The 17,337-nt window shown below is 67.0% G+C and carries 16 protein-coding genes; 3 read left to right on the top strand and 13 right to left on the bottom strand.

Features of this window, described 5'->3' with window-relative positions; genetic code table 11:
- Positions 1-5: 5 nt before the first annotated feature.
- Genes rsmD through FS388_RS11520 form a run of 3 tightly spaced genes read right to left on the bottom strand, consistent with a single transcriptional unit; the run spans position 6 to position 3,875 of the window.
- Positions 6-563: a 16S rRNA (guanine(966)-N(2))-methyltransferase RsmD gene (rsmD, locus tag FS388_RS11530; protein ID WP_146341538.1), complete on the bottom strand. Its 558-nt coding sequence runs from the start codon at positions 561-563 to the stop codon at positions 6-8.
- Complete coding sequence (locus FS388_RS11525) at positions 563-2,728, bottom strand: ATP-dependent DNA helicase RecG (protein ID WP_146341537.1); 2,166 nt, start codon at positions 2,726-2,728, stop codon at positions 563-565. The genes rsmD and FS388_RS11525 overlap by 1 nt, the downstream gene beginning before the upstream one ends.
- A gap of 19 nt (positions 2,729-2,747) precedes the next feature.
- Positions 2,748-3,875 (bottom strand): LCP family protein, encoded by a 1,128-nt coding sequence (locus FS388_RS11520; RefSeq protein ID WP_146341536.1) that lies wholly within the window; start codon positions 3,873-3,875, stop codon positions 2,748-2,750.
- Between the two features lie 97 nt (positions 3,876-3,972).
- Here FS388_RS11520 and FS388_RS11515 point away from each other — a divergent pair, with 97 nt between their 5' ends.
- Entirely contained in the window at positions 3,973-4,503 is a 531-nt protein-coding gene (locus tag FS388_RS11515; protein WP_146341535.1) for a DUF3515 domain-containing protein, read from the top strand.
- A 90-nt stretch (positions 4,504-4,593) separates the two neighbouring features.
- Here FS388_RS11515 and aceE read toward each other — a convergent pair whose 3' ends face one another.
- Positions 4,594-7,320 carry a pyruvate dehydrogenase (acetyl-transferring), homodimeric type gene (gene aceE / locus FS388_RS11510; protein WP_146341534.1) on the bottom strand — a complete coding sequence of 909 codons (2,727 nt, stop codon included), beginning with the start codon at positions 7,318-7,320 and terminating at the stop codon, positions 4,594-4,596.
- Positions 7,321-7,503: 183 nt separating this feature from the next.
- Between aceE and FS388_RS11505 the strand changes: the two genes are divergently transcribed.
- Complete coding sequence (locus FS388_RS11505) at positions 7,504-7,953, top strand: DUF3052 domain-containing protein (RefSeq protein WP_371708327.1); 450 nt, start codon at positions 7,504-7,506, stop codon at positions 7,951-7,953.
- Positions 7,954-7,955: 2 nt separating this feature from the next.
- A complete protein-coding gene (locus FS388_RS11500; protein ID WP_168198701.1) occupies positions 7,956-8,438 on the top strand; it encodes a redoxin domain-containing protein in 483 nt (160 codons plus the stop codon).
- Here the strand turns inward: FS388_RS11500 and FS388_RS11495 are convergent.
- From FS388_RS11495 to FS388_RS11455, 9 genes are all read right to left on the bottom strand, one after another.
- Positions 8,432-10,030: a hypothetical protein gene (locus FS388_RS11495; RefSeq protein WP_146341531.1), complete on the bottom strand. Its 1,599-nt coding sequence runs from the start codon at positions 10,028-10,030 to the stop codon at positions 8,432-8,434. The two genes, FS388_RS11500 and FS388_RS11495, sit on opposite strands and share 7 nt — an antisense overlap.
- Positions 10,015-10,782: an ABC transporter ATP-binding protein gene (locus tag FS388_RS11490; protein WP_146341530.1), complete on the bottom strand. Its 768-nt coding sequence runs from the start codon at positions 10,780-10,782 to the stop codon at positions 10,015-10,017. Before FS388_RS11490 ends, FS388_RS11495 begins: the two co-directional genes overlap by 16 nt.
- Positions 10,783-10,856: 74 nt before the next feature.
- The gene (locus FS388_RS11485; RefSeq protein WP_146341529.1) at positions 10,857-12,113 is read right to left on the bottom strand and encodes a beta-ketoacyl synthase; all 1,257 of its coding nucleotides are present in this window, start codon (positions 12,111-12,113) and stop codon (positions 10,857-10,859) included.
- Between the two features lie 56 nt (positions 12,114-12,169).
- A complete protein-coding gene (locus FS388_RS11480; protein WP_146341528.1) occupies positions 12,170-12,415 on the bottom strand; it encodes an acyl carrier protein in 246 nt (81 codons plus the stop codon).
- A 38-nt stretch (positions 12,416-12,453) separates the two neighbouring features.
- Positions 12,454-13,515, bottom strand: a complete 1,062-nt coding sequence (locus FS388_RS11475) for a beta-ketoacyl-ACP synthase III (protein WP_246836206.1) — start codon at positions 13,513-13,515, stop codon at positions 12,454-12,456.
- Between the two features lie 23 nt (positions 13,516-13,538).
- Positions 13,539-14,474, bottom strand: coding sequence for an ACP S-malonyltransferase (locus FS388_RS11470; RefSeq protein ID WP_146341527.1), 936 nt, complete (start codon positions 14,472-14,474; stop codon positions 13,539-13,541).
- A gap of 84 nt (positions 14,475-14,558) precedes the next feature.
- Entirely contained in the window at positions 14,559-15,722 is a 1,164-nt protein-coding gene (locus tag FS388_RS11465; protein ID WP_146341526.1) for a CdaR family transcriptional regulator, read from the bottom strand.
- A gap of 46 nt (positions 15,723-15,768) precedes the next feature.
- Positions 15,769-16,287 (bottom strand): DUF3145 domain-containing protein, encoded by a 519-nt coding sequence (locus FS388_RS11460; RefSeq protein ID WP_146341525.1) that lies wholly within the window; start codon positions 16,285-16,287, stop codon positions 15,769-15,771.
- Positions 16,288-16,399: 112 nt separating this feature from the next.
- On the bottom strand, positions 16,400-17,332 hold the full coding sequence (locus FS388_RS11455; protein WP_146341524.1) for a tyrosine recombinase XerC: 933 nt from the start codon (positions 17,330-17,332) through the stop codon (positions 16,400-16,402).
- Between the last annotated feature and the right edge of the window lie 5 nt (positions 17,333-17,337).

The following is a 17,337-nucleotide window of genomic DNA, read 5'->3' as shown; positions in this document are numbered from 1 at the left end:
ACCGGTCACACCGAGGGGGTCACCTCCGCGAGCCACAGAGCTGTGGAGCCGTAGGTGCGCTGGTGGAAGGCGCTCATGCCCGCGGGCCACAGCGGCTCGGGTGCGCGCGAGTCGCGTTCGACGACGACTGTGGCAGCCTCATCCAAGTGCGGCACCGATGCGGCGAGCACTTTGGCCAGCGCCGCCTCGTCGAGCGCATAGGGCGGATCGAGGAAGAGGAGCTCAATGGGCTCACCCGCTCTCGATGCAAGATACTTGAGCGCCTCCCCCTTGACAGCTCGCACAGCGTCCCCGAAGGGTTCAGCGTTTCGCCGCAGAACTCTCCAGGCTGCCTCTGCCCGTTCCACCGCTTCGAGGACGCGGGCTCCCCTGGACACCGCCTCCAGCCCCAGCGCCCCCGACCCGGCGTAGAGGTCCGCCACGACCGCATCATCGATGGCGTTGATTCCCTCAAGACGCGAAAAGAGAGCTTCCTTCACACGGTCGGAGGTGGGCCGGGTGCCCTGGCCCGGCACCGATGCCAGCCGGCGGCCCTTCTGCGTCCCCGAAATGATGCGCGCCACTACGTCTCCTTCATTCCTCCGTCGAGATCATCCATCCACTCACGGACGGCGTCGCGCAGCGCCGGCTGCCCGTCCCAGGTCGGATCCTGCTCCGAGAGCTCAGCGACGCTCTGCCCGGCCTGATCGATCACGCTCTCATGCTCGACCACCGAGAGCAGCCTCAGGCGCTGACTCCGGCCTGCCTGCGCGGCCCCGAGCACGTCTCCCTCCCTGCGCCGAGCCAGATCCAGCCGGGCCAGCTCCATCCCGTCAGTTGAGACGGCGACGTCGTGAAGCCGCTCGAGAGATGGGTGGCCCTCCGGCAGCCGAGTCACCAGCAGGCACATGTTCTCGGGCGTGGGACCTCGTCCGATCCTGCCCCGCAGCTGATGGAGGGTGGAGATGCCGAAGCTCTCAGCATCAAGGATGATCATCAGCGTGGCGTTGGGCACGTCGACCCCCACCTCGATCACTGTCGTGGTGATGAGCATGTCGAGGTCGCCGCGCTCGAAGGCTCCCATCACCTCTTCCTTCTGCTCGGCCGGCATCTGTCCGTGCAGAGTCGCGCGTCGCAGCGGGGCCGTCTCCGGGTGCTCTGCAAGGACTGACTCGATCCGCTGCACCGATGCGGCAGGATCGCCCGACCCCTCCGCGTCCTGGATCTTGGGACAGACGATGTAGGCCTGCCGGCCCTCTGCCGCTGCCTGGGCCGCGCGCTTCCAGATGCGGTCGACCCAGTGCGGCCCTCTGCTGATCGGAGCCACGTGGGTCGTGACTGGGTGGCGGCCTCCCGGAAGCCCTTCGAGCGTCGTCAGCTCAAGGTCGCCGAAGACGGCCAGTGCGACGGACCGGGGAATGGGAGTCGCGGACATCACCAGCATGTGGGGGCGCGGAGTCTGCCGATCCCGCAGCGCATTGCGCTGGTCCACCCCGAATCGGTGCTGCTCATCCACCACCACCAGACCCAGTTCTGCGAATCTCACGCTTTCCTGCAGGATCGAGTGGGTGCCGATCACCAGACCGGCAGCGCCCGAGGCGATGTCCAGCAGGGCCTGCTTCCTCGCCGCGGCAGACATGGAGCCCGTGAGCAGTGCGATCCGGACGGTCGGGCCCGGTGTGTGGGACATGAGGGTGCCGTCGCTGGAGAGGTGTCCGAGCATGCGCCGCAGTGAACGCTCATGCTGGGCAGCCAGGACCTCCGTAGGGGCGACGAGAGCCGCCTGCCCACCCGCATCGACGACCTGCAGCATCGCTCTCAGCGCTACGAGAGTCTTCCCGGAGCCGACTTCTCCCTGCAGGAGCCGATTCATAGGGGTGCTGCTTCCCAGTCCGCGCATGAGAGTCTCTCCCACGTGTCGCTGACCCGCCGTAGGGCTGAACTCCAGCTGGTCGTCGAAGGCTGAGAGAAGCCCCTCCGAGCGGGGAGGATACGGCCGGGCAGGGACCTCGTCGGCGACCTCGCGCTGACGGTGCCGCACGCCCTGTAGGATGACGGCTTCCTGGAACCGAAAGTAGTCGACGCCCCGGCGGTGCTCCCCGGACGACATCGGTCGATGAACGAGCGCATAGGCCTCCGCCAGGCTCGGCAGCCCGTGCTGCGCCGCCGCGGACCGAGGCACGGGGTCTGGCCATTCGTCGAGGTCCGCGGTGTCGAGGACCAGTTCGACCGACCGGCGCACTGCCGGCGAGGAGACGCCGGCAGTGGCGGGATAGAGCGGCATGGGACCCTGCCTCAGCTCGGCCGAGGCATCGGCGCCGCCCGCGCCGTCGGCGGAGCTGAGCACCTCGAAGTCAGGGTTGTTCAGCGTCAGCTCCCCGCCGTAGGCCCCGACCTTTCCGTGGAAGACCGCCGAGGAGCCAGCCTTGAGCTTCGTTCGGGCCTGATAGCCCTGGAAGAACGCCATCCGAAGGTGCTGGCCCTGCTCGTCGGCCGCAGTGACCTCCACGATGATCCCTCGACGACGCTGCATGCGCCGCTCGGACTGGCTCACGACCTCTGCCACGAAGGAGACGTGCTCGCCTTCGACGAGATCGGCGAAGCTGGACAGCTTCCCATAGTCCACCCACCTGCGCGGCAGGTGGTCCAAAAGATCCTTCGCCGTCGAGAGTCCCAGCTCACGGGACAGCTTCGATGCGGTCTTCTCGCCCAGAATGCGGCCCAGCGGCGCGTGCGGTCCGACCATCATTGCGGTAGTGGCTCTGCTCCTACTCCGCTGAGGACAGGTACTCGCCCAGAGTGCCCTCGTCGATGTGGCGGGCGATCTCTGCCATGGCGGCCTCGTCCTGGTGGAAGATCCACTGCCCGTCGGACGAGTAGCCGTGGCCGGCGTTCGGCACGGTCCCGAAGTTCATGTTCTGCGCCGCCCCCCGCATGGAGAAGGCAAGCTCGGCGGCAGCTCCTGCTCCCAGCTCCTCATCGACCACCAGGTGTGAGGAGAAGGTCCCGATCATGTCGTGCACACGCACCGGGTTGGCGAGGTTTCTCGGGCTTGCCGCCTCGTTCACGACGGCTCTCACCAGCGCCTGCTGGTTCTCCACTCGCTGGAGGTCGCCCTGGGCAAAGCTGGAGCGGTGCCTCACGAAGGCCTCTGCCTGCTCGGCATCCATGTGTTGGGTGCCCGGCGCAAACGTGTACCCGTACTGCTCGAAGGGCGAGTCCTGCGGGTTGTTCACCGTGACGCCGTCCAGGTCCTCCACCAGCCCGGTGAAGCCCTCAAGGTCGATGGCCATGACGTGGTCGATGCGTGCGTCGAAGAGGCTCTCAAAGGTGGCCACCGTAAGCCACGGCCCCTCGGGGTCCGCCAGCGCCAACGGAGCATTCACCTTATGCCAGCCGTAGCCCCCTGGAACCTCAACCCACAGGTCGCGCGGCACGGACATGACGTTCACGCCGCTGCGATCGGCTGGGATGTTGATGAACATCATGGTGTCGCTTCGTCCGCCGCCCGGGACTCGTGGAAGATTCTCATCCTCTCCGGAGCCGCCGCCGGAGTCGGAGCCGAGAAGCAGTATGTTGACCGTTCCGTCGTCATTCGCCTCGGGCCGGTCCTCCTCCGGCGGAGTCACCGCCGTCTCGCCGTCCGCCGTCGAGGGGAAATGATTGACGCTGCCCTGATAAGCCCGCGACAGTGCGAAGAGATAGGCACCCGCTGCGATCAGCGCGCCGATCACCAGGAGGGCCATGATCCCGAGCACAATCCGCCCATTTCGTTTCTGCCGGGAACGCTCAGGGTCCAGCGGGCGGCCTGGGCCGTCCTGGAAGTAGAAGCTGTCGTCAGCAGGGGGGCCTGCGTAGCCTCCGTGCCTCGGGGCGCCGGGGTGAGCAGCGGTCATTCGTTCTCCTATGGCCAGTGCGCTGCTGTGACACGGATCGGGGCGACGTCAGATCCGAGCATGGCGCAGGTGCTGTTGACATAGCAGAATACCCCCGATGCCGATAAAACCCCGACCGACCCATACGACACACCGTGCAACGCCGGCGGCAGCTCTGCTTGCGGCCGCCGCGGGGATCTCCGGGTGCGCCGCCACAGCCAGCGTGGAGCCGGCCCCCCAGGCTCACGACCCCGCGTGCGCGGACATGATGCTGCAGCTTCCGGAGAACCTCGGAGAGAGCCAGCAGCGGCCCACCGACTCGCAGGGAACGAGCGCGTGGGGTGAGCCGTCCGACGTCGTTCTGCGCTGCGGAGTGGAGCCCATCGGCGCCACGGATGAGCCGTGCCAGCGCATTGACGGCGTCGACTGGGTCTTCATCGAGCAGGAGGACTATTACCAGGCCGTCACCTTCGGACGGGAGCCGGCTGTCGAGGTCCTGCTGGGACTGGGCGCGGTGTCCTCCGCCACAGCGATGCCCGCCCTCTCCCCCGCCGTGGCAGAGATTGAGCAGACGAGCGAATGCCTGGACTACGAGCAGACTCTCGACGGCGAGGGCGTCGAGGCGGAGCCTGCTCCCCCTGCCGAATAGACGAAGTGCGCCCCCCCCGATGAGGCGGGGCGCACTTCGGCGCAGCTCCTGATGCCTCAGACGATCTCTGAAGCGCTGACGGGTCCTGGGTCAGGCATCGCCGCCGGTTTCGCCCGATGTGCCGGCCTTGGGGTCCGCCAGATCGTACTTCTTCATGGCCTCACCGGCCTTGTCGTTCTCCCCGAGCATCTGCAGGGCGCGCACGACCATCGAATGTGCATCGATCTTGAAGTGGCGCCGAGCAGCGGCACGGGTGTCGGAGAAGCCGAAGCTGTCTGCCCCGAGCGTCGCGAACGCGTGCGGCAGGAATTGCCTGATCTGGTCCGGAACAGCCGTCACGAAGTCCGTTGAGGCAACGATCGGCCCTTCGGCGTTCTCGAGCTGGCGCGTCACGAAAGGCACCGCTGGCTCCTGATCGGCAGAGAGCATCGCAGCCTCCTGCACCCTCACTGCCTCACGTCGCAGCTCATTCCAGCTGGTGACGCTCCACACATCGGCCGAGACGCCCCAGTCCTCGGCGAGCAGCTCCTGAGCCTCCAGTGCCCACGGGACCGCCACACCGGAGGCGAGCAGCTGAGCTTTGGGGCCCTCGACGTCCGAGGCCTTCAGTCGGTAGATGCCGCGCTTGAGACCCTCTACGTCAAGATCCTCCGGCTCGGCCGGGTGGATGACCGGCTCGTTGTAGACCGTGAGGTAGTACATGACATTGCGGTCACCGTCGTGCTCGCCGTACATCTCGTGGAGGCCCTGCTCCATGAGGTGAGCGATCTCGTAGCCGTACGCCGGGTCGAAGTGCTTGACCGCCGGATTCGTGGACGCCAGCAGGGGCGAGTGTCCGTCCGCGTGCTGCAGCCCTTCGCCCGTAAGGGTGGTGCGGCCGGCCGTGGCCCCGACGATGAATCCGCGGGTCATCTGGTCCGCCGCGGCCCAGAATGAGTCACCGGTGCGCTGGAAGCCGAACATCGAGTAGAAGATGTACAGCGGGATCATCGGCTCACCGTGGGTGGAATAGCTTGTGCCGGCGGCGGTGAACGCAGCGGTCGCCCCCGCCTCGTTGATGCCGGGGTGAAGCAGCTGACCCTGAGCCGACTCCTTGTAGGAGAGCATGAGCTCGCGGTCCACAGAGAGGTAGTTCTGGCCCTTCGGGTTGTAGATCTTGGCCGTCGGGAAGAACGAATCCATGCCGAAGGTGCGTGCTTCGTCGGGCACGATGGGCACAATGCGGTCGCCGAAGTCCTTCTCCCGCATGAGATCCTTCAGCAGACGCACGAACGCCATCGTGGTGGCAGCCTTGTTCTTCCCGGAGCCCTTCTTGGCCCCGGCATAGGCCTTCTCGCCCGGCAGGGCGAGCGTCTTCTCGGCCACACGGCGCTCAGGCACCGGACCTCCGAGCTTCTCGGTGCGCTCGCGCATGTAGACGACTTCGTCCGCGTCCTCACCAGGGTGGTAGTAGGGGACGTTGTAGGGATCGGCGTCGATCTGCTCATCGCTGATCGGGATCCGCAGCGTGTCGCGGAACCGCTTGAGGTCATCCACCGTCAGCTTCTTCATCTGGTGCGTGGCATTGCGACCTTCGAAGCTCGGGCCGAGCCCATAGCCCTTGACGGTCTGGGCCAGGACGACCGTGGGCTGCCCCTCGGTCTCGACGGCTGCCTTGTAGGCTGCATAGACCTTCTGGTAGTCGTGCCCGCCGCGCTTGAGGTTCCAGATGTCGTCGTCGGACATATCCGCGACCATCTCTTTGGTCTTCTCCGAACGGCCGAAGAAGTGCTCGCGCACGAACTCTCCCGACTCCGCCTTGTAGGTCTGGTAGTCCCCGTCGAGCGCCTCGTTCATGACACGGACAAGTTCGCCGTCGTCGTCCTTCTCGAGGAGCGAGTCCCACTCGCGGCCCCAGAGAACCTTGATGACGTTCCAGCCCGCTCCGCGGAAGAACGCCTCCAGCTCCTGAACGATCTTGCCGTTGCCTCGGACGGGCCCGTCGAGTCGCTGCAGGTTGCAGTTGATGACGAAGTTCAGGTTGTCGAGCTTCTCGTTGGCCGCCAGCTGCAGGAGCCCGCGCGATTCCGGCTCATCCATCTCGCCGTCTCCGAGGAACGCCCAGACGTTCTGGTCGGACGTATCTTTGATGCCGCGGTTGTGCAAGTAGCGGTTGAACTGTGCCTGGTAGATGGCGTTCATCGGCCCGATTCCCATGGACACGGTGGGGAACTGCCAGAAGTCCGGCATCAGGCGAGGGTGGGGGTAGGACGAGAGGCCGTGAGGGGCCTTCGAGATCTCCTGACGGAACCCGTTGAGGTGCTCCTCAGTCAGCCGGCCCTCGAGGTATGCGCGTGCGTAGTTGCCGGGGCTGGAGTGGCCCTGGAAGAAGATCTGGTCGCCGCCGCCGGGGTGGTTCTGCCCGCGGAAGAAGTGATTGAGGCCCACCTCGTAGAGGGTGGAGACGCCGGCATAGGAGGAGATATGTCCGCCGACCCCTATGTCCTCGCGCTGGGCACGGTGGACCATCACGGCGGCGTTCCACCGGAGCACGCGGCGGTAGCGCCGCTCCATCTCCTCGTCGCCGGGGAACTTCGGCTCCTGATCCTTCGGGATCGTGTTGACGTAGTCCGTGGTGGTGACCATCGGAACGCCGATGGACTTGGCGCCTGCCCGCTGCAGGAGCGAGCGGACGATGTACTCGGCGCGTTCGGTGCCATGGGTCTCGACCAGCTGGTCGAAGGACTCAAGCCATTCGCCCGTCTCCTCCGGGTCGACGTCTGGCAACTGGTTGGTCAGGCCGCTGCGGATGTGGGAGTTCTCTTCTCCAGCGCTCACAGAGGTCACCTTTCGTCCTCGGGCCGGCCTCCGTGGTGCTGAGGACCGGTCGCTTGGAGCCCCGCCGGGGTGTGGCGCGGGCAGTTCTTGCGCCACTCTACCGGGAACGCGGACGGACCTGTATGCCTTCACATGGTGTCTCAGTGCACCCAATGCGGCGCTCTCTGGCGTAACGTGGTGCACGTGGCACAGTCACTGAAGCAACCCGGAAAGGAAGCGTCCGCCAACGCCGCGGGCCAAGACTCGCTCCTCGCGGAGCTGCAACTCAGCGCCGATTCGCTGGTGCAGGAGATCGGAGTGGACGACGATGTCGACGACTCCCTCCGCGACGGGCTCGAAGAGCAGTTGGATGAGCCTCTCATCGACGAGGACGAGCAGGAGGTCGTAGACGCCGTCCTGCTGTGGTTCCGCGACGGCGATGACGACCTCACCGATGCGCTGATGGATGCTCTGACCACCCTGGATGAGAACGGCGTCGTGTGGCTCCTCACCCCTCGCAAAGGCCGCGACGGATACGTCGCACCGGTCGAGATCCAGGACTCCGCCCCGAACGCCGGCCTGCACGTCACCACCTCCGCAGGGGTGAGCGAGCAGTGGGCCGCGGCACGGCTGGTGCATCGGAAGTCCTTCTGAGCGTGACGAGCGCCGCTGCCCTCAGGGGCGTCGCCGCTCCCGGCATCTCAGCGCGGAATCAGCACGGTGAGACTGTGGACCTCGCGTCCTGCGCCGGCCGCCCCGTCCTAGTGATGTTCTACCCATTCGCCTTCAGCAGAGTGTGCGGGTCCGAATTGTCAGAGCTTTCGGGCCGCTGGTCCGAGGTCAGAGCCCTTGACGCCCTGGTGCTGGCCGTCTCCTGCGACGCCGTGCATACCCTGCGCGCCTTCGCGGAGGAGCTGGGCGCCCCGGACGGACTGGAGCTGCTGAGCGACTTCTGGCCCCACGGGGGCATCGCCCGCCGATTCGCCGCCTTCTCTGAGACCAACGGGGCCCCCAGGCGAACAAGCTTCATTCTGGACAGCACCCTCACCGTGCAGCACGTCATAGAGTCCGGCCCCGCCGAAGCACGCAGCCTCGACGAGACGCTCAGCCTCCTCAGCGGCCTCCAGTCAGCTCACTGAGCGACGACTCTCTGATATATCTCCGGGAGCGTGCGCTCGTACACGCGGGCGCCGACGGCGACCCCGGCCAGGAGGAGCCCCACGCCCTTCAGCACAGCGAACGCACCCAGCACCCAGGCCCACACCGTCAGGCCGGTGACACTCCACACCACCGCGAGAACGATCTCCGGCACCAGCAGCACAGCCGCAATCAGGCTGCTCAGCAGCATGACCAGCATGGACCGCCCCATGGCCCCCTGCGGCACCTGGGTAGGAGGGTCGCCCGGCCTAGGCACCGGATAGATCATCCCCGCAGAGAAGACGGCGGCAAGTCCCAGCATGGTCAGCAGAACCCCCACAGAGAGCGCCGCGACCACGGCTGCCTGCTCAGCCGTGCCCACAACAAGGAGGGGCAGAGCGGCCACCACGATGCACAGAGGCACACCGAAGATCGATGCCGCTGCGACTCTCCCCGCCCGATCTGCACGCCCGTCCAGCCCTGTCGTCACGTGCAGCGAGAAGGCGGAGTGGTCGTACGCGATGTCCGCACTGGCCGAATATCCGAGAACCCATGCGACGAAGGGTCCCAGAGCGAAGAGCATCCACTGCTCGCCTGTCTGGAGATGCATGAATACCCCGAGCCCCACCATGACGGGGATCATGACCAGCCCCGCACTGTAGCGGGGGTCCTTGAACCAGTATGTGAGCTGTCGTGCCGCCACCGCGCCCGCCGGTGTGGCCGGAAAGCGCCCCAGCAGCCCCAATCGTCCCTGGCGCGCGTGCTTGACGGAGCCGCCCGTGCCCGGCGACCTCTCTGTGATCGATATGAGAGCCGCACGGGTGACCGCTGCTGCGGCTCCGCACGCCGCCGCAGCGATCGCCAGCCTCACCGCTGCCAGGTGCCAGTCGCCCGCGGCAGCATCGGCAGGAATGGCATAGAGGGCACCTAAGGGGGTCCAAGCAAGCCAGTGGGCAACCGCATCCGCAGCGTCTACGACGGTGGTGACGGCCGCGAGCGCTCCCTGCGTAATGGGGTAGGCGCCGACCATGGCGCACAGCGCAAGGATCGAGAGGAGATCGCGGGAGCGACGGCCGGCCAGCCACGCTCCTGCTGCTGCCGAAGCAGCCTGATGCAGCAGTCCGAGCATCACCAGGGCGAGGGGAACAGTCGCAGCAGCGGCGATCACTGCCACCGCCGAGGAGCGCCACGCCAGGACGTGGCCGACCATCCACCCGAGGGTGAGGATCAGGCCGATGTTGAGCATCCCTGCCAGCGTGAGACCAAGCACCAGCACCGAACGCGGCACGGCGAATGAGACGAACCGCCGAGGATCCATCAGGCGGTCTGAGAAGAAGACGGGGACGATGAGCCACAGCGCGGTGACCCCGGAGCCTGCCAGCACAGCGGGAGTCACGACATCAGCCGGAGAGCCGCGTCCTGCGACCCCTACCAAAAAGACGTTCACCGCGAGCACGCCGCCTAAGCCGAAGACGAGCATCATCACAGTCCCCAGAGCACCCCAGACGGAGGTGCCGAGAGCGTTCCAGGAGAGACGCAGCTTCAGCCGGAGCAGGGCAGCCACGTACCCCCCGGTTCTCAGCGCCGGAGCCATCCCAGGCCCTCCCCCACTCGGTCCGCACCGACCAGGTCGACGAACACAGATTCCAAGTCGTGCCCCCCGGCGACATCCGAGAGGGTTCCGGCGGCCTTCAGCCGCCCCTCGGCGATGATGCCAACGTGGGTGCACATCCTCTGCACGAGCTCCATCACGTGAGAGGAGAGGATCACTGTTCCGCCTGACGCGACGAAGGTCTCCAACAGGCTTCGGATGGTCCGCCCGGATACAGGGTCGACTGCTTCGAACGGCTCATCCAGCACCAGGAGCTGGGGCGAGTGGACGAGGGCCGTCGCAAGGGCAATCTTCTTGGTCATACCGGCTGAATAGTCCTGCACGAGCTTCCCGGCGGCCTCCTCGAGACCCAGGACACGCAGTAGATCCTGCACCCTCTCGGCAACCAGACCTCGAGGCATTCCCCTCAGAAGCCCGGAGTAGGTGACGAGCTGCTCTCCCGTGAGCTTCTCGAACAGAAGGGCGCCGTCTGAGAGGACGCCGACTCGACGCTTGGCCTCTGCGGGGTCATTCCAGACGTCGACCCCGTCGATGCGCACCTTCCCGGCATCGGGCCTCAGGAGGCCTGTTGCCATGGAAAGGGCAGTGGTCTTGCCCGCCCCGTTGGGGCCGACAAATCCCCACAGGGAGCCGCGCGGCACGGTCAGGTCCAGGCTCTCGACCGCAGTTGCGGACCCGAATCGTTTGGTCAGTCCGCTGAGCTGCAGAGCGGGCGGGTGAGCGGCAGTGTCCATGGGAAACCACCGTAGAAGAAGCCCGGAGGGCGAGAATCATCCTCGCGGATGATCTTCGCGCCCTGCAGGGACACCTAGACCGTGCGGAAGGCCGTCACAGCGTTGTGGCCGCCGAAGCCGAAGCTCGAGCACATGCCGAGCTGGTCACCCTCGCCGAGCTTCCGCGGGGAGCCGGTGACCACATCCAGGGGTATTTCAGGATCCTGGTTGTCGAGGTTGATCGTGACAGGGGCTGCGCGTTCGGCAAGCGCCTTCACGGTGAGGACGGATTCCACGGCGCCTGCGGCGCCGAGGAGGTGTCCGGTCTGGGACTTGGTCGCTGACACGCAGATGCTGTCCAGGTGCGCGCCGAACGCAGATTTCATGGCCGTGTACTCGGGGACATCGCCCTTGGGAGTGGATGTCGCGTGAGCGTTGACGTGTGTGACGTCCTCAGGCGCAGCTCCCGCGGACTCGAGCGCAGCATGAATGGCCCGCGTCGCACCCAGCCCCTCGGGGTCGGGAGCCGTGATGTGGTGGGCATCGGAAGTGACAGCGCCGCCCGCCAGCTCGGCATAGATGCGCGCGCCGCGCGCCTTGGCATGCTCCTCCGTCTCCACGACCAGGGCTCCCGCGCCCTCGCCCATCACGAAGCCGTCCCGATCGACGTCATAGGGACGCGATGCGGCCGCGGGGTCATCGTTGCGGCGGGAGAGCGCCTGCATGTTGCCGAATGCGGCCATCGGGAGAGGGTGAATCGAGCCTTCGGTTCCGCCCGCCAGAACGATGTCGGCCTCGCCCCGACGCAGCATGTCTATGGCCAGCACCAGCGATTCGACGCCTGACGCGCAGGCCGAGACGGACGTGCGGGCTCCCGCACGTGCTCCGAATGCCAGGCTGATGGCGCCGGCGGCGCCATTGGGCATCAGCATCGGCACCGTCATCGGCAGCACACGTCGAGGGCCCTTCTCGCGCAGAGTGTCCCAAGCATCCAGGAGCGTCCACACTCCTCCGATGCCGGTGGCGAATGAGACGGCGAACCGCAGCGGGTCGATGCCGCTCTCCGCGGAGTCCCCGGAGAGGCCGGCGTCGCTCCATGCTTCGCGGGAGGCGACCATCCCCAGCTGCGTCGAGCGATCCATCCGCTTGGCCTCCGGCTTGGAGAGGACCTCTTTGGGGTCCACGCTCACTTCTGCGGCGAAGGTCACGGGCAGGTCGTACTGCTCGACCCAGTCGTATTCAAGGGTGTTCGCCCCGGAGGTGCCAGCCAGCGCGTTCTGCCACAGCGTGGGCACATCGCCGCCGATCGGTGTGGTGGCGCCGATTCCGGTGATGACTAGCTTCTTGGACATTGCTGAAGGTTCCTCCGGGGCTTCGCTGGAAAGATGAGCGCGTCTGCTGGGGGGGGTCAGCCCTGTGCGTTCGCGATGTAGCTGACGGCGTCCCCGACCGTCGTGAGGTTCTTGACCTCTTCGTCTGGGATCTTCACGTCGAACTTCTCTTCGGCGTTGACGACGATGGTCATCATGGAGATGGAGTCGATGTCCAGGTCCTCGGTGAAGGACTTGTCGAGCTGGACCTCGTCGGTCTCCAGGCCGGTCTCCTCCTCAACGATCTCTGCCAGTCCTGCGAGGATTGCGTCTTTGTCAGCCACTGTGGGCTCCTTTCGGGTTGGTGTTCCTAGTGAGTGTCTTATGGGATGCGGACGATCTGAGCCCCGTATGCCAGGCCGGCGCCGAAGCCGATCTGGAGGGCCAGTCCGCCCGAAATCTCGGGGTTCTCCGCACGGAGCCGATGGAGGGCCAGAGGCACCGATGCTGCGGAGGTGTTTCCAGCATCGACAATATCGCGGCCGACCAGGACATGCTCGGGAAGACCCAGCTGTTTGGCCAATTCATCGATGATTCTGATGTTCGCCTGGTGCGGAACGAAGGCCGTCAGGTCGCTCGGCTCTATTCCTGCCGCGCGGACGGTCTCCTTCGCCACCTTTGCCATCTCCCACACTGCCCAGCGGAAGACGGTCTGGCCCTCTTGGCGCAGGGTCGGCCACAGGCGCGACTCAGCGTCCAGCAGCGTGGCCGCGTCACCGCTGGCCTGCGCTTCGGCAAGGGTGTCGCGGAGCCTGAGCAGCGAGGAGTCCATAGAGACCGCATCCCACTTGTCTCCCTCGGAGCCCAGGATGCTGGGTGAGATCCCGGGCTGCTCGGATGGGCCGACGACGACTGCTCCGGCACCGTCGCCGAGCAGGAAGCTGATGGAGCGGTCGTGCTTGTCGATGAAGTCTGAGAGCTTCTCCACACCTACGACGAGCACATGGCTGGCCAGGCCGGAGCGGACCAGGGCATCGGCCTGACCGACGCCGTAGCAGTATCCGGCGCATGCTGCGGAGATGTCGAAGGCCGCTGCATTGATGCCCAGGCGTGCGGCCAGGGCGGCCGCAGCCGAGGGAGTCTGAAAAGGGTGGGTGACGGTCGCCACGATCACGGCGCCGATCTTCTCCGGGGAGATTCCGGCGTCCTGGATGGCGTCTCGCGCCGCGCCCTCGGCCATGTCGACCACGGACACCTCGGCGGACGCACGGTGACGGGTGACGATCCCTGTCCGTTTGCGGATCCATTCGTCCGAGGAGTCGATCCATTGGCAGATCTGCTCGTTGTCCACCATGACGTCCGGGCGGTGGGCGCCCAGTCCCAGCACTGCGGTGCCGGCGACGGGGGCAGGTTGGGCGAGCGCGGAGTGCTGGTAGGCGTTCACGGCGGGTTCTGTGATCCTTCGGGTCAGGCGGTGTGCTCGGTGATGAAGTCCTGGGCTGCCGGCAGGTCCTCGGGCGAGGTGACGGCCAGCGAAGCCACACCTCTGAGCCCGCGCTTTGCCAGTCCGACCAGTGCTCCCCCGGGGGCGAGCTCGAGGATTCCTGTCACTCCGCGGGACTTCATCGTATCCATGCAGAGGTCCCAGCGAACCGGCCGGGTGACTTGGTCGACGATGCGGGACATCATGTCTTGGCCGTCCGTGACCTCGGTGCCGTCGCGGTTGGAGAGCAGCGGGACGACGGGCGGAGCTGCATGGATGTCCTGAGATGCCGCGGCGAGCTTCTCCCGGGCCGACGCCATGTAGTCGGTGTGGAAGGCGCCCGCGACCTTCAGCGGCATCACCCGTGCCCGAGATGGCGGGTTCGCTGCGAGGGCCTCCATCGCTTCGTGGGAGCCGGCGGCGACGATCTGGCCGCCGCCGTTGACGTTTGCGGGCGTCAGTCCTGCGCTTTCGATCGCTGCCAGCACCTCGCTCTCGTCGCCCCCGAGCACTGCGGCCATGCCGGTCGGGTGCGCACTGGCTGCCTCTGCCATGGCGGTGCCGCGCACGCCGATGAGCTGGAAGGCATCGCGGCGAGTGATGGAGCCGGCGACGGCGGCTGCTGAGATCTCGCCCACGGAGTGCCCGGCGACGATGACCCGGCTGCTGGCGCCTGCCAGCTGCTGGGCGGTCACGCCGAGCGTCTGGGCGGAGATGAGTGAGGCGGCGACGATGAGCGGCTGCGCAACTGCTGTGTCCCGCACCGTCTCCTCGTCCGACTCGGTGCCGTGAGCGACGAGGTCCGCTCCGGCGAGCTGCGCGTCGGAGGCCAGGTCGGCGCGCACATTCTCCAGCTCGAGCCACTGGCTGAGCATTCCGGGCTTCTGGGATCCCTGTCCGGGGCATACGATCGCGAGCACGTGCCCACCTTTCCAGCCGAGGACTGCTCTGAGGGTTGTAGGAATCCTACAGAGCCGGCACCGGGCCGTGACTCTGACTGCGCGTCACAGCCGCCCGAGGGCCAGCGCGGTCTGCAGCACGTAGGCGTCCCGCGGCTCCATCGGGTCCCAGCCGGTGACCTCGGTGACTCTCTTGAGCCGATACCTGACGGTGTTGGTGTGCACATAGAGCTCGCGCGCTGTCGCCTCGAGGCTGTGCCCGCCCTCGACGTAGGCCTGCACGGTCTCCAGCAGGCTGTGCCCGGCCTCTGCCAGCACTCCATGGATACGGCTGACGAGGGTCCGCTTGGCCTTGTCGTCTCCGGCCAGGGCCCGCTCGGGGAGCAGGTCCTCGGCGTTGACCGGCCGGGGCGCCTGTGACCACGCGGGCGCGGCGCTGTACCCGCTGAAGGCAGCTGTCGCGGCACCTGCAGCCGTGGCGATCGGGCCCTCGTGGTGCGCGTAGACGATGGGACCATCGCCGAAGTGAGGCTCCACCTTCGCGACCGCCGGGGCCGGGTCGTCGGCGCCGCCGAGGAGCAGGATCAGACGGTCCCCCTGGACTCCGGCGACGGCGTCGGCGGCGAACCGGATGGATTGGCGCCGGATGTTCGATATGAAGAGGGCGTCCGACTCCTGCGGCGCCTTCCCCACGATGACGCTCAGCCCTGCCTGGGACTGCCAGCCGACGGCGGCAGCGCGGGAGGAGATCTGCTCTGAGGGCTCGTCCCGGAGCAGAGCGTCGACGAGCAGCGCCTCCAGCCGTGAGTCCCACGCCCCGCGCGACTCTGCTGCTCGCGCATAGACATCGGCTATCGCGAAGGCGACTTCTCGCGAGTATCTCAGGACTGCCTCGAGCACGAGGGGCCGGTCCGGGGCCGGCATGAGGCCGGGAAGCCGCTGTTCGACAGCCTCGACGATGACGCGGATCAGCTGGAGCGCTCTGTGGAGGGAGATGCTGCGCATCAGGTCCGTGGGCGCAGGGCCGAGAAGCTCATTGACCAGAGGGATGGAGCGTGAGTCCTGGTCCTCCAGCCAGGCGACCAGTCCCGAGATTCCTCGCTGGGCGATGAGGCGCAGGGAGGCCCGCTCCTCGGTGCTGAGGGTGGCGTACCAAGACAGTTCGTTCTCGAGGTGCTCTCCGACGATCGTCGTCAGAGGCGAGAGGCTGCTGCGGAGAGTGCGGAGCGCCTCATCTGAGATGGCGACGGGGGCGGGGAGGGCGGTCACTCCGCCACCTTAGATCACGAATTTGTGGAGATTCTACAAAGCGCGCTCAGCCGACTCGTGAAAGCCACTGAACGGGCGCTCCTTCGGCGGCGTGGCGGAACGCTTCCAGCTCTTCGTCCCAGGCCTCGCCCAGGGCGAGGGACAGCTCCTGGTACACGACGGAGGGGTCGCCTGCGCCCATTTCGTAGGCATAGCGGATACGGTCCTCGGAGACCATGATGTTCCCCGCCGTGTCAATGGTGGCGTGGAAGATCCCCAGCTCAGGGGTGTGCGACCACCGCGAGCCGTCGCAGCCCGCGGAGGGCTCCTCGGTGATCTCGAAGCGCAGGTGTGCGAGACCCCGCAGCGTTGAGGCGAGCTTGGCGCCCATCCCCTGGGAGCCGTGCCAGCTCAGCTCTGCGCGGCACGTCCCGGGGGCAGCGGGCTGCTGCACCCAGTCGAAGTCGACGCGCGTGTCGACCAGCGAGGCGACGGCCCACTCGACGTGCGGGCACAGCGCTGTCGGGGCCGAGTGGATGTGAAGCACACCACGGGCACCCCGCGCGTCTGCAGCGTATGTGTTCATGTGATCCTCCACGTGTCTGTTGGTGCGTCTTCCCCAACGACCGAACAGATGACTCACATGGAGGATGTGGACACATCGTAACAGCTGCCCCGGCGCCTGCCGAGAGCTCCGTTCACGCGCGCGGGTGGGCCTGGGTGTAGGCCTTCCGCAGCTTCTCGGACGACACATGGGTGTAGATCTGGGTGGTCTGCAGGCTGGAGTGGCCCAGGAGCTCCTGCACGGCGCGCAGGTCGGCTCCCCCGTCGAGGAGATGTGTGGCTGCGCTGTGGCGCAGGGAGTGGGGCCCGCGAGCCCCGGTGGTGCCGAGCCCCTCTAGGGCTTCGTCGACGATGCGGCGCACGACGCGGGGGTCGATGCGGGCTCCGCGCGCGCCCAGGAATACCGCACTGCCGGCCGAGGGTCCCGCCAGTTGGTCCCGTACAGCGAGCCACCGGTCGAGGGCCTCCGCGGCGGGCCTGCCGTAAGGGACGGTCCGCTCCTTGTCGCCTTTGCCCCTCACCCGCAGAGTGCGGCGGCTCTGGTCGAGATCGGCGATGTTGAGGCCTGTCAGCTCGGACACGCGGATGCCTGCGGCGTAGAGGGTCTCGACGAGGGCCTCGTTGCGGGCGGCGAGCGCGTATTCACGGGGGCTCTCTTCCCGTAGGTCGGCGTGGCCGAGGCGCAGAGCTGCCAGGGCATCGGCGACCTGGTGCATGTCGTCGGCCTGGAGGATGTCGGGGAGGTGGGTTCCGCGGCTGCCTGTTCTCAGTCGCAAGGCGGGATCCTCCGACAGGTAGCCGCGCCGGAGGGCCCATGCGGTGAATGCGCGCGCGGCGGCGACCTTTCTGTTCAGGGTGCTGCGGGCGAGACCGGCATCGTGCAGCTCTGCCAGCCAGGTGCGCAGCGATCCGAGGGTGAGCTGTCGAAGGGGGCCGCAGCTGTCGGCGAGCTGGGTGAGGTCAGAGACGTAGCTGCGGAGCGTGTTTGCGGACAGGCCGCGCTCGTGCTGGATGTGGGCGGCGAACTCTTCGAGCAGAGGGTCGCCCGCACTGTCTGCCTGCGCCATGCTGT

Source organism: Nesterenkonia sp. NBAIMH1 (assembly GCF_007922635.1).
In the GTDB taxonomy this organism is placed as follows: Bacteria; Actinomycetota; Actinomycetes; order Actinomycetales; family Micrococcaceae; genus Nesterenkonia; species Nesterenkonia pannonica.
Note: the sequence above shows the minus strand (reverse complement) of the source record. Positions and strands in the feature narration are given on the sequence as shown.

Excerpts from the sequence above, each read along its gene's own strand:
- FS388_RS11495 (WP_146341531.1), bottom strand. The coding sequence starts at position 10,030 with ATGGCTCCGGCGCTGAGAACCGGGGGGTACGTGGCTGCCCTGCTCCGG.
- FS388_RS11515 (WP_146341535.1), top strand. The coding sequence starts at position 3,973 with ATGCCGATAAAACCCCGACCGACCCATACGACACACCGTGCAACGCCG.
- FS388_RS11525 (WP_146341537.1), bottom strand. The coding sequence starts at position 2,728 with ATGATGGTCGGACCGCACGCGCCGCTGGGCCGCATTCTGGGCGAGAAG.
- FS388_RS11490 (WP_146341530.1), bottom strand. The coding sequence starts at position 10,782 with ATGGACACTGCCGCTCACCCGCCCGCTCTGCAGCTCAGCGGACTGACC.
- FS388_RS11460 (WP_146341525.1), bottom strand. The coding sequence starts at position 16,287 with ATGAACACATACGCTGCAGACGCGCGGGGTGCCCGTGGTGTGCTTCAC.
- FS388_RS11485 (WP_146341529.1), bottom strand. The coding sequence starts at position 12,113 with ATGTCCAAGAAGCTAGTCATCACCGGAATCGGCGCCACCACACCGATC.
- FS388_RS11455 (WP_146341524.1), bottom strand. The coding sequence starts at position 17,332 with ATGGCGCAGGCAGACAGTGCGGGCGACCCTCTGCTCGAAGAGTTCGCC.
- FS388_RS11520 (WP_146341536.1), bottom strand. The coding sequence starts at position 3,875 with ATGACCGCTGCTCACCCCGGCGCCCCGAGGCACGGAGGCTACGCAGGC.